Source organism: Solibacillus palustris, from assembly GCF_022549215.1.
GTDB classification, from domain to species: Bacteria; Bacillota; Bacilli; order Bacillales_A; family Planococcaceae; genus Solibacillus; species Solibacillus daqui.
Genome location: NZ_JAKZFC010000001.1, coordinates 1 through 13,239, shown reverse-complemented (window position 1 = coordinate 13,239; position 13,239 = coordinate 1). Strand labels below are relative to the sequence as shown.

General features: G+C 37.3%; 6 protein-coding genes and 3 tRNA genes. 3 read left to right on the top strand and 6 right to left on the bottom strand.

Annotated features, from left to right (window positions below):
* Window positions 1-42: 42 nt before the first annotated feature.
* Complete coding sequence (locus LZ480_RS00045) at window positions 43-1,500, top strand: response regulator transcription factor (RefSeq protein ID WP_241367288.1); 1,458 nt, start codon at window positions 43-45, stop codon at window positions 1,498-1,500.
* 181 nt (window positions 1,501-1,681) lie between these two features.
* Here LZ480_RS00045 and LZ480_RS00040 read toward each other — a convergent pair whose 3' ends face one another.
* Window positions 1,682-3,529 carry an SLC13 family permease gene (locus LZ480_RS00040; RefSeq protein ID WP_241367287.1) on the bottom strand — a complete coding sequence of 616 codons (1,848 nt, stop codon included), beginning with the start codon at window positions 3,527-3,529 and terminating at the stop codon, window positions 1,682-1,684.
* A gap of 443 nt (window positions 3,530-3,972) precedes the next feature.
* On the opposite strand from LZ480_RS00040, the gene LZ480_RS00035 reads away from it, so the two are divergent.
* The gene (locus tag LZ480_RS00035; RefSeq protein ID WP_241367286.1) at window positions 3,973-5,463 is read left to right on the top strand and encodes a catalase; all 1,491 of its coding nucleotides are present in this window, start codon (window positions 3,973-3,975) and stop codon (window positions 5,461-5,463) included.
* A gap of 217 nt (window positions 5,464-5,680) precedes the next feature.
* On the opposite strand, the gene LZ480_RS00030 is transcribed toward LZ480_RS00035, so the two are convergent.
* Together LZ480_RS00030 and LZ480_RS00025 are read right to left on the bottom strand one after the other, a co-directional pair.
* Complete coding sequence (locus tag LZ480_RS00030; protein ID WP_241367285.1) at window positions 5,681-6,610, bottom strand: AEC family transporter; 930 nt, start codon at window positions 6,608-6,610, stop codon at window positions 5,681-5,683.
* Window positions 6,611-6,882: 272 nt separating this feature from the next.
* Window positions 6,883-11,631 (bottom strand): S-layer homology domain-containing protein, encoded by a 4,749-nt coding sequence (locus LZ480_RS00025; RefSeq protein WP_241367284.1) that lies wholly within the window; start codon window positions 11,629-11,631, stop codon window positions 6,883-6,885.
* A 221-nt stretch (window positions 11,632-11,852) separates the two neighbouring features.
* Between LZ480_RS00025 and LZ480_RS00020 the strand changes: the two genes are divergently transcribed.
* Complete coding sequence (locus tag LZ480_RS00020) at window positions 11,853-12,926, top strand: S-layer homology domain-containing protein (protein WP_241367283.1); 1,074 nt, start codon at window positions 11,853-11,855, stop codon at window positions 12,924-12,926.
* A gap of 54 nt (window positions 12,927-12,980) precedes the next feature.
* On the opposite strand, the gene LZ480_RS00015 is transcribed toward LZ480_RS00020, so the two are convergent.
* From LZ480_RS00015 to LZ480_RS00005, 3 genes are all read right to left on the bottom strand, one after another.
* Window positions 12,981-13,052, bottom strand: a tRNA-Glu gene (locus LZ480_RS00015).
* Between the two features lie 2 nt (window positions 13,053-13,054).
* Window positions 13,055-13,130, bottom strand: a tRNA-Asn gene (locus LZ480_RS00010).
* 9 nt (window positions 13,131-13,139) lie between these two features.
* Window positions 13,140-13,216 (bottom strand) — tRNA-Ile (locus LZ480_RS00005).
* Between the last annotated feature and the right edge of the window lie 23 nt (window positions 13,217-13,239).

Genomic DNA, 13,239 nt, shown 5'->3' with positions numbered 1-13,239 from the left:
ATTTTATATAAAATAGGATTTTTATAAGGTGGGATTTAGTTAATGCGAATTTTATTATTGGAGCGTGACCAAGCTGAAATACAGGGCATTGAGTGGTATTTAAAAAATTATTTTTCGAGTGGTATGCAATTTTCGGGGATTACAGATACGATGGATTTAGAGCGAATGCTTCATTCATTTGAACCAACAATTCTTATGCTCGACGTGGCACTTGTTACTTCACATGTTGAGAAGCTACTAAAAAATCGAGCACTTCACATTATTTGTTTTACCGCACAGCCGATTTTTCAGCACGCGATGAAAGCAATCTCATTGCAAGCAAAGCAATTATTTGTGAAGCCGATTCCTTTAGAGCAGTTAAAATCAACATTGATGACGTTGCCAGCTCTCGAAAGTACCGTCCCATTTACTAATTCAATACAAACCGATGCCCAAATGTACGTTGATTTATTTTTAAATTCACCGCAAATTATTCAGTCGGCACAATCAAAATTCGTTTTAATTGAGCCTTCTAATTTCGATTCAAATTTACAGCTTTATCATTGGCTTATGCAGTCGCCTATTTTTTCAGAGCTCACCGCATTTCCATTGCAAAAACGTATTTTATGTTTAATTTCAGGGCAAGAGCAAGCCCAACTCATTAAAAACTTACGTTTAGTTATACGGGAATGGTATACGATGACCGAGGAATTTCTAAATATCGCTATTTATGATGGGGCGGATGCCACTTTACGGGACATGTATGCTGAGGCAAAGCAAGTACTGACACAGCGCTTTTATAAAGGTTATGAGCATGTTTTTTTAACTTCCCAATCCATTTCTTTATCGTATTTGGATCCGTTACTCACACCCGAGGAGCAGCAACTTTGGATTACTTCTTTAGAGGAGGGCAATTTACCTGCGGTGAAGCAGTTTTTATATAAATTGACTGCACCGAATTGCTATTACTCACAAGATGAAGTGCGTATTCATTTAACGAGCATCCTTGCACAAATCCGACGTTTTATGTTGAAATATCATTTACATCATCAAGCAAAAATGGAAACACAGTATCGTGCATTATTTCATTTAATATTGGAGCATCCCATTTTATATGCAATTGTGCAGGAATTTATTTTATTCACACAGCAGCTTATCCAAATTAAATTGGATGCTCAGCAATCTTTATCTGCGAATTATGCGGAGCTGGCGGTGGAATATATTGAGTCGTCTTATGAAAACAATGAGCTATCTTTAACAATGATTGCGCAGCATTTAAATATTAACGCCAATTATTTAAGCACTTTGTTTTCGAAAAAATTGGGTGTACCTTTAAAAAAATTTTTACAGCAATTTCGTGTACAACAGGCGGCTAAATTATTGCTTGAAACAACCATTCCAATTGGAACGATTGCCGAATCAGTAGGCTTTTCAGATAGCAATTATTTTATTAAAGTTTTTCGTGAATATTATCATGTCACACCTTATCGCTACCGAATGGAAAAAGAACGGAAGCGCTAATATGCCCCTTTAGTTAAGACGGAAATATATAATTTTTTTATGATTCTTCAATGATGGAATTTCATTTTCAACACCTCCATTCACCATTGTTTTGTACAAAAATTGTATTTACCTTAACAAAAAAACCGCCTCAGAATAACCGAGGCGGTGTAGCGGGTGCTTGGACACCCGCTATAAAAAGTTAAAATGGAAATAATAATGGGACTGTAATCATCATGACAATAAACATAATGATTTGAAGTGGAACGCCTACTTTTACAAAATCCATAAACTTATAACCACCTGCTGTTAATACAAGTGAGTTTGTCGGAGAGGCAATTGGTGTTGCAAAGGCCATACTCGCCGCAGCTGCAACGCCAATCATAAATGTATACGGGTTTGCATCCATTGCGAGTGCTGCTGTAATCGCAATTGGTGAAAATAATACAGCCGTTGCCGTGTTACTAACAAATTGCCCGAAGACGACGGTTAATATATAGATACCCATTAATACCCCGTACGGACCGAAACCTCCAAGTAAGTGGATAATTCCGTCTGCTAAAATGGTCATTCCGCCTGTCTTTTCAAGCGCCGTTGCCATTGGAAGCATTGCAGCTACAAGTACAATACTTTCAAAATTCATTTTACTATAAGCATCATCCATATTTCGTAGGCAACCTGTAAGAATCATTAATACCGCGCCAATCAGTACTGCGATAACCGCATCAAATACTTCAAATACCATCAAACCAATCATTAATAGCATAATCATACCAGCAATCGGTGCTTTTCCGCTCGCAGCTGCTGCACCTGCCTGTTCGCGCGGCTGTCCAACTACAACAACATCCTGTGTTTCGCGTGATAACAGTTCAATTTCATCCCACGTGCCTTGCACTAAAATCGCATCCCCGAATCGCAATTTTTGCTCGGCCATATTTTTTAACAAGTAATCCCCTTTTCGATTGATGCCTAAAATATTGAGATTATACTTTTCACGGAAACCAATTTTACTTACGGATTCACCGATTAAACGCGATTGTGGTGTCAACAGAACTTCCGCTACCCCAATATTTTTCGAAATCAATTCTTTTACATTATCTTCATACGGTTGAATCGTTAATGCAAAATCCTTTGCAAAGCGCTCAACATCTTGTGCTAATCCTTGAACATATAGCTCATCCCCTGCGTAAATCACACTTGTAGGACCTGCAAGCTCTTGATAGGTCATCGGACGCAAATTAATGCCTTCCTGCGCTGCACCACGCTTAATTTTCATAATGTAAATATGGTATGTTGCTGGTAATTTTAAATCAGCAAGCTTTTTATCCATAATTGTTGACTGCTCACTTACAACCGTGCGGAAAAGTTTATCTTGTAAATCATATTCTCTCGCCAGTTTTTTGGGTGACAATTTATAACCTTCATTAGATTGTGAACGTTTTTCATCATTTGGTATCAATGTATTACGCACTAAAACTAAATAAATGATGACCGTTATCGTTGCAACAATCCCAATTGGTGTAATCGTAAAGAACCCAAGCTTTTCAAAGCCATGATCTACTAATGTTTGAGACGCGATTAAGTTCGTTGGCGAAGCAATTAATGTCATCAATCCCGACATACTTGCAATATAGGAGAGCGGCATTAAAAACTTCGACGGACTTATCTTAATACTAAGTGCAATTGATACAACGATTGGTAGCATGAGCGCAACTGTCCCTGTATTACTCATAAATGCGCCAACCGTTGCTACGATAATTAATAGCAAAATAAATAACCGTAACTCACTATCACCCGACCATTTTAATAGCAAATTCCCTGCCATCCCAGCTAGTCCCGTACGTAAAATTCCTGCACCAACTACAAACAGCCCCGCGATCATTATAACAACTGAATTTGAAAATCCGGCCAATGCTTCCTGAGGCGTTAAAATATTTAATACAACAAGTGATAATAATGCCATAATCGCAACAAGGTCTGCACGAAAACGATTTGTTGTAAATAGTATGATTGTCAGCGCTAAAATAATAAATGTTAACGTTAATTGCATAGTTATTTCCTTTCTCTACGTGTACTCGCCCACTATTATATAGGATAAAACTCAATATCTCTTTGACATTTAACAGTAGTCACAAAAAAGATGCGGATTCAACCAATAATTAGACACAACATTTTCAATTATAATAATCTATTTTCAATATCAGTATAGTGGAAACGCCCAGAAGTCATTCAATATTAATAAAAACTGTTTCACTTTCATTGTAAAAATAACCTTTCCAGTACAGATGTTTATAGGATAATCCTTACGGGTACAAGGTATATGAGTTTAATAAACTAAGAAAGCAAATAATTATCATTATATATAATTGTTATCTTAATATAAATATTACTTAAAAAGAATTATTATAATGTAGTAGCAATTCCGATTTAGATTTGTTATGATTATTAACGAAGAGTCTTTCAAAATTAATTTATTTAGGGGGAAACTTACTTATGACAAATGAACGTTTAACAACGATTACTGGAGCTCCAGTAGTATCTAACGATGATGTACAAACAGCTGGCCGTCGTGGTCCGGTTCTATTACAAGACGTATTTTTAATTGAGAAATTAGCAAACTTCAACCGTGAAGTAATTCCTGAGCGTCGTATGCACGCGAAAGGTTCTGGTGCATTCGGTACTTTTACCGTGACACATGATGTTACAAAATATTCTAAAGCGGCAATTTTCTCTGCGATTGGTAAAAAAACAGAAATGTTCGCTCGCTTCTCTACAGTAGCTGGTGAGCGTGGTGCGGCTGACGCTGAGCGTGATATCCGTGGCTTTGCTCTAAAATTCTACACTGAAGAAGGAAACTGGGATATGGTTGGTAATAACACACCTGTATTCTTCTTCCGTGATCCATTACACTTCCCAGACTTAAACCACGTTGTTAAGCGTGATCCTAAAACGAACATGCATAACGGGAACTCAAACTGGGATTTCTGGACTTCATTACCTGAAGCATTACACCAAGTGACAATCGTCATGTCTGACCGTGGCATTCCAAACGGCTACCGTAAAATGCACGGTTTCGGTTCTCACACATATTCAATGATTAACGCTGCAGGCGAGCGCGTATATGTGAAATTCCACTTCCGTTCTCAGCAAGGTATCGAAAACTTAACAGGTTCAGAAGCCGCTGAAATTATCGGTAAAGACCGCGAATCTTCTCAACGTGATTTATTCGAATCAATCGAAAAAGGCGATTTCCCGAAATGGAAAATGTACATCCAAGTGATGACAGAAGAGCAAGCTCGCAACCACAAAGACGACCCATTCGATTTAACAAAAGTTTGGTTCAAATCTGAGTTCCCATTAATCGAAGTTGGTGAATTCGAATTAAACCGTAACCCAGAAAACTACTTCGCCGATGTCGAGCAAGCTGCATTTGCTCCGTCTAACGTTGTACCTGGTATTTCATTCTCACCAGACCGCATGTTACAAGCGCGTTTATTCGCTTATCAAGATGCAACTCGTTACCGTTTAGGTGTTAACCACCACCAAATTCCTGTAAACACACCAAAATGTCCATTTATGGTTTACCACCGCGATGGACAAGGGCGTGCTGATGGAAACCGTGGTTCAGCAATTACGTACTATCCAAACAGCTACGGTGCATTACAAGGTCAAGCACAATACAAAGATCCTGCATTAGCGCTTGATGGCCCTGCTGACATCTATGACTACCGTCAAGATGACGATAACTACTTTGAACAACCAGGTAAATTATTCCGTCTTCAAACTCCAGAACAGCAACAACGTTTATTCGAAACGACGGCAGCTGAAATGAATGGCGTTGAAGAATTCATTAAACGTCGCCACATCTTACACTGCTACTTAGCTGATCCAGCTTATGGTGAAGGTGTAGCAAAAGCTATGGGTCTATCATTAGACGGTATGGAGCTTTCAAATCCGTACAAAGATAGTAGTAGCGTTGTTTAATATCCAACCTATAATCGCTTACACACCGCAAGTACTAATACTATAGTACTTGCGGTTTTTTCGTTTGTACCATTCCATGTTGCTTCCTCAAGCAGTACCGCCACCGCACCCGTTATAGTGCAATAAATTGATCATTTTCAAATAGTGTAATTCAAGTTTATATTAAAATTCCTAACATAAAAAAACACTACTAAGTGGAAATCCACCTAATAGCACTTTAAACAAATAATATATTCGAAATATAAATAACGACCGTTACCGTTAAACAGCTAATAATTGTTGAAAACAACACGGTTTGTGCTGCTGTTGCCGATTCAATATCGTATTCTAATGCAAGACTGGAGCTATTACGCGATGTTGGGAACGCACTTGCTATAAATAACGATTGTGCAACCACACCATCTAACCCGATTGCAAAAATAATAAGAAGTGCCGCCGCAGGACCAATGATTAAACGCGTAAAGCAGCTAACAAAAATCATTTTATTAAACATCGTTCGCATCTCAATCGTTGATAGCTGTGCCCCTAAAGTAATTAATGCTACTGCGACAAAGCCGTTTGCAATATGTTGAATCGGAATACTAAACGTTTCGGGGATCGGTACATTTAAAAAGTTTAACAATGCCCCCAGAATAAGCGCATGGACAATGGGCATTTTCAAAAAGTCCCTTACAATGGCTAGTCCCGATTTTGTCGACGAAATCAAATTGTACAATCCATATGTATACGTTGTCATATTTTGAAAAATAACGAGAATTACCTGTATCGCTACTCCGATAGGCTGCGTCGCAAAAATCATTTGTGCAACTGGAATTCCGTAGTTACCGGAGTTAATGAGTACGACGCTATTTTTAAACACCGCACCCTCTTTTTTATCGAGTTTCATTAGCTTAACTAAAAGCTGGCTAAGTAACATTTGTGAGCCAATAAACAGTACAATAAACGCCGTAATTTGGCCAATAACACTCAGCTCAACTGATGTTTCATAAATATTTATAAATACGGCGGCTGGCATGAAGCAATATGTAATGAGATGAGATAGTGCTTTTAAATTAAATTGAAACTTCCGCTGCAACACCGCACCAATAACTAGTAATATTAAAATCGGTGCAACAATTTTGAAGAAAATCATCGATAGATAATCCATACGAGCACTCCCTTTGTGCCTAATTACTCTTGTTGTTTATTATAGCCTATTTTTTCGTCCATGCGTTTGAAGTTTGACATTTTAACGTGAAAAACGTCTATGACCATAAAGATCATAGACGTAAATTTTATCCCGCATTAAGGGCCAGTAAGACGCCCACTTCAAAGTCAGGAGACAGCTAAGTGGGCGTTCAAACTCGCCCTAAAAGCCCGATTGGTGAAAGCTAATGCTCAGTGGGAATGAAGAAAATCCCCACCGAGCAAAGTTTCACTTTATAAATAATCGATTGCTGTGAGTGCGTTGTAGAATAGCTCTGCAAACTCACCACGTGTTAGTTGCTTCGTCGGTTCAAATGAATCCGTCGCCTTCACAACTCCGAATAGCTCTAAAATGGCGATGCTTTGACGTGCCTCTAGCGATAAATACGAAACATCCTTAAAGCTTGTTTGGAAGCCACTATATGCCCTTGAGACATCTCGATTTAAGTAACGGTACATATTGGAAATCATAATCGCTGCTTCTTGCTTTGTTACAGTCCCTTCACCATTGAAGTACGAAGAAGTGAAACCACTCATAATACCCGCCTCTAATAAGCCCTGTACATGACTCAAGTCTTGTTCATTTGTGACATCTTGGTAACTTGATTGATTACTGCTGGATAAATCAAGCGCTGTCGCCATCATTGACGCCACTTCAAATTTCGTCACTTGCTTATAGCTTTGAGATAAACGTAAATTTGTATCAAATAAAATGCCTCGCTTCGCTAATTCGCGCATAGCTGTACCTTGCGCATTATTCGGAAGATCGCTATATACGGAAGCTGTTGCCGTTTTAAATATTCCGCTTGATTTTGTTCGAATAATAAAGTTCGAGCCCTCAATTTTAAACGATGCTGACGAATTCGATGCCGACACACGTTCGATAATCTGAGAAGCATTGCCATTTAACACGCTAAACGGTACATGAATTTCTACATATTCTGAAAAAATCTTCGCCTGCTTCCCTTCTTTAAATTGAATGTTCAACTGGTTGTTGGCTACACTCACTGTCACACCAACTGTTGCTGTTGCCGCATATAAATCAGCCGTTGGAATGATGATTTCGATGTCATCAGCCTTTAAGATTTTGCTACGGTCCTTAATACTTTGTGCCTGTGTTGTCGTAATAGACGTTGTATAACGGCCATTTTGATATTTCATTGTTTCATATGTTGTCCAGTCCGTTGATGCTGTGATTGAAGACGATGACGAACCTGTCTCCGAATCATCTGGGATATAAATAGAATCGTATTTTGGTTTTTCAATAACAATCCCGCCAGGCTTTATGTCATGGATGTAGTCAGGGTAATACGTATACACAAGATCTATATATTTCGGGTCTGTCCACATCGTCTCTAAACGTACAAGCTTTTCGTACGTTGTCACATACTTTCTTGCCTCGTAAGATAAACTATTGTAGTATGCACGTGCCTTCGCAATTTCAGCCTTCGTTGAATTACGGTTGATGTCGTTCATATAAACATCGAATGCATTGGCATCCAGCTTGGCCTGCTTAACAACGGTATCTTGGTAAATGATGTTTTTCTCGGCATCAATTAGTTTTTGTAAGTTTGTTACGTATTCCTTCGCCAATTGGCTTAAGGCATTATACGCGTTTCGAATATTTTTTATTTGAGCCTCTGTGTAGCTGCTTGTAATGCGGTCGATGCGGTCTTGCACCACTGCCGCTTCTTTTTTTGCGATTTCAGTGAGTTCTTTGATGCGCGTTTCATAGTAAACTAATGCATCTAACGTACTTTTCAAAATGTATTTTTTCGCATCTTCTGATAACGCTTCATATGCTGTACGTGCTGCGATAATTTCTACTGCCGTTGATTCGTTGTTTAATTCTGCAATTAATCTTGTTACTTCTTCTGCTGCGGCTTTATCTTTTGCAGCAGCTTGGTCGTTTTCTTTTTCTTCGAGTGCTATTAATAATTTTTGTAAATGACTAAAATTCGTAATTAATTTTTGTTGTTCTTCTGTTAATGCATCATATTTAGCCTTTACCGCTAATAATTCTTCTTTTGTAGAATCTTTTGTTAGTGCTTTGATTTCCTCGATTAAATCTTTAATTTTTTGCTCTTCGGCTTTAATTGCATCCTCTTCAGCCTTTAATTTTTCCCACAGTTTTCGGAAATCGCTGAAACTCTTCTCGGCTCCTTCTACTGTTGCTTTAAAAATTGAAGAACCATTTTCATATTGCTCCCATAATTCCTTGACCTCTGCATACGTTACAGGTGGTGCTGTTTCTTGTTTTAATAAGAGCGCTTCTATTTTTTTAATTAACGCTTCTGCATTCTTTTTCTCTTCATCATCTTTAAATAATTTTTTCATTTCTTCTAACTTTTCAAAATTTGTTACGTAATGTTGGAAGATCGGGTCTAATTGATTATAATCCTCGATCAGCTTGTCTACCTCAGCTTCAGTTCGTTCTGCTTTTTTATCCAAAGTATCAATTGAAACTACAAAAGATTCAACATTTACTTTGAAACCCCGACTTAGCTTCAGGTGACGGTCCCAAATTTTTACGATTTCTTCTGGAAGCATGGAAAAAATAATTTGTAATTTTTCAGGCGAGCCCGCGAAATCTGTGCCTTCTAACATGTCTTTTAGCTCTGTCACTTTATCCGTATAATCCTGTGGATTTGTTGAAGATACAAGATTTTCTAAAATTCCCCCATCAAATGCTTTTAATTTTCCAGTTACTTTCAACGCCGCACCACTTAAATCACCTTGCGCATCCTCGACGCGTTTTAAGAATCCATCTACCTTGGCGATAAAGTCAGTTGGATTTGATACGCTTAATTTATTCCATTGTGAAGGCTTTAAGCCACCTTGTAATAATTCCTTTGCTCGTTTAATTTTATTAATAAACTCTGTCGTAAGTTCTGCTGGATTTAAAGGGTCCTTATTGTTAATACTTTCAATATCTGATTTATACTTTTGTATTTCCTCTACTACTTGATTCATTTTTTCCATTTGAGTTAGATGATTTGCAATTGATGCCTTCTCATCTTCATTTAAGATGCCTTTTTGAGCATTAGATAGCTGCTCATATTTCACTTTTAAACTAGTGACATCGTCCAAATATGCTTTCGAATCAATATTTAATGTTTCTAAAATTTCTCTTACAGCTGTTACATCCGCCATATAACTTCCACTATTACCCAAACCAATTAGCGCTCTATATGTAACATCAAATTCATTTCTTTTTAAGATTTGCAGCAAGCTGTTATAACGGTCAACTAACTTTGATAAGTCATTATAAAAGTTTGAACCACGATTAGCTTCTTCTATGTTTGCTTCTACAAATTGTTTAATTTCATTTTCTAAATTAGTCATCGCCGAAATTTGCGCTTCCGCTGCAACTAATACATTGTAGTTGTAAACTTTCTCTTTCTTTTCATTAGATAATCGATCATACTCTGTTCGAGCTTCTTTAACTACATCAAAAAATGTCGTATTATTAATATCGATTTTTTGAATAGCTCCGACTACTGCTGTAACTTCACTATCATTAGCATCAACAAGGCTTGATTCTAAATGAAGCAGCCAGTTCGTTTGTGAATCCTTCAAAAGTTTCGATTCAGCCTCCGTTTGTTGCTTCTTTGTTAATAGATTAAAAAGTCTCCTAGCTTCCATTACTTTATTTTTATAGGATGCGTCAATTTGTTCGCCTGTTTTATAATCGATACTTTTAATAAAATTCGTTACATATTCTACCAATCCGGCACCTACACCTGAACCCGTTTGAATCTTTTTGCTACTACTTTCATTTGTTACTTTATAGGTCATTTCGTTTTTATTGAATGAAAAGCTTTCAATATTTTCTTGAATTACCTTTTCGAATTTTCCATCACTTATAGAATATTGATATAAATAATTTCCATCGTTTGTATTAACAAAGTACAAAAACTTAGTACCAGGCACTTGAATTTTACTAATTTGCGATGTCTCTGTATCTGAAATAGACTCCGTAGTAGCATCCGCTTGTTGCCAATTCTCAATTTTGTAAATCTTTCCGCCTTCATTTTCATTCACATAAAACAAAGTCTTTTTATCTGTTGTATAAACAGGGTTTACGATATTTGCAAAAATATCAAATGAAGCAAAATCTCTGTCTTCATTACCGAAATAAATTTCGCGCTTTCCGGTTTGATTATCGTCTGTTAAAAAATATTTATATTGAATTAAATTAGACCTGTCATTATTATAAACATCTAATGGGTACCATTTACCCTCTATGTTCACTGCATTCCAAGAACTTAGTTTTCCTTTAGACATCCCATAAATATAATTAACATCTAAATTAGCATCTAATTTCTGCAACAATAAATAAGTCCAGATCGAATAACTATGAGATGAGAGACCGCTTCCTATAGATAAATTGATTAAATCATGTCCATTTGGATTATTTGTCACTTTGCCAGCGATATAATCATGTACTGCTTTTATTTTTTCAATGTCGGTTGACGTTAACCTTAACTCTGGATTTTTAGCCAATAACTCCTTATAAACAGGTTCAACTAAATTTGTTTTATACGAGGCTTCTGCATAAAACTGAAAATTTAATTCTAAACTTATTTTTGACGAATCTAACTCTTTAGCTACCACTTTTGCATCTTTAAATAATCCATATAGCAATAAATTATCGATATTATTTGTTTTGCCATTGATATTTGTTTTTAAATACTGAAAAACTTTTTCTACATCTTCTTTTACCTTTTGTAAATTTGTATTATCCAACACAATTGTTAATTTATTTGTATTTAAAGAAGATAATTTTTCAAATATCTTTTCACTGATTTGTGCGTTTAGATTACCGACTTCTACTTTTTCTACATTAATATTATTTCCAGATACAAATTCATTTGAAACAGTAAAACTCACCATCTCCTCAGCCGCTAAAGCCCCATCTGCCACTACGACACTGGCTGGCACTGCAACCAACGCTGCTAATATTTTTTTCGTTTGGTTCATGTAAGACACATCTCCTTCTCATTTCTAAATATATACAAAATCACATTACTTTTTATATCGGCAGACATCCCGTAATTTAGAACAAAAATAGGTAACGAACTAAGAAAATAGATGCCATTTCGCAAAAAATGTCTAGTACAAAGCGCTAATATATCTCTATTTGCAGGAAGAAACGATACATGGTACTGTAAAATAAAACCAAGCATGAAGGAGGAACATTTGTGAAACGTTATTTCATTGCGATTTTTTGTGCGATCATTTACCTCGGTAGCTTGGCACTTCCAGCCAATAACGCCGAGGCTAATCAATTATTTATAGACATCCCGAAAAACCACTACGCCGCTGAAGCCATTCAATGGGCTTATGAATTTGATATCATTAACGGCTATCCTGATGGCACATTCCGCCCAAATCAGGCCGTCACCGAGCAGCAGTTTGCCCAAATATTCGTCAATTATTTCGATTTAGAGCCTGTTGAAGAGGAGCTCATGAAGTTTTCAAAAAAACAAATTGCCTCGGATGCCATTTATAATACGCTTGCTGCTTACCAAGTTCCGTTAAATGGTTACTTCGATAATCAAATCCGTAGCTCAGCCGTTACGCGTGGGACTGTTGCTCAAGCCCTTGCATATATGCTCAACGGTGACACGACGCTCAATTCGTCCATTCAATTTTTATTAGATTATTACATTACTTCTGGACAAAATCCGAAGTATGAAAACACTAATCTCCAACGCTATTTTGGTGCGTCGAATCATTTAACTCGCGCACAGCTTGTTGTTTTCTTTTACAAGCTACAGGCAAAAAGCTTTTTCTATATTTCACCTAAAGCCGAACAAAACTTTGAAAATACAGAGCAATACACACTCAATAAGCGCGCAAATTTAGCACGTAACATACTCGACAAATCACTAAGAAAAGGCTCCAATTGGTCTACAGAAGCAAACAACAAACCAAACAAAACATGGAACGGTGAGTACACGTATTTCTACACATACGGAAATGGGGATATCGATTCACGTGGACGTATTTTATCGATTACCAACAGTTCAAAATCCAGTTTCAACGTCACTTATTACACATATGATGGTTGGAACTCAGGTACAGTTGAAGGCGTAGCAACAATTGTTTCAGATAAAAAAGCGCGTCTAAACAAAACCTCTGAAGGCACGCGTTGTGTTATTGAATTTGAAAAAATCGGTACTAACTCTATTAAAACAACAGAATTTTATTGCGAAGCCGGTCGCGACAAAGGAACAAACTATAATGGTACATTAACGCTTGAAACGAACTAAATTTATACAATAAAAAAGCACATCGCATTAGCGATGTGCTTTTTTTCAAGTGTATGACCCGTACGGGATTCGAACCCGTGTTACCGCCGTGAAAGGGCGGTGTCTTAACCACTTGACCAACGGGCCAATGGCTCCGAAGGCAGGACTCGAACCTGCGACCTGCCGGTTAACAGCCGGATGCTCTACCAACTGAGCTACTTCGGAAACATACTATGGTGGGCCTAAATGGACTCGAACCATCGACCTCACGCTTATCAGGCGTGCGCTCTAACCAGCTGAGCTATAGGCCCATAATATGGTGGGTTTGGACGGA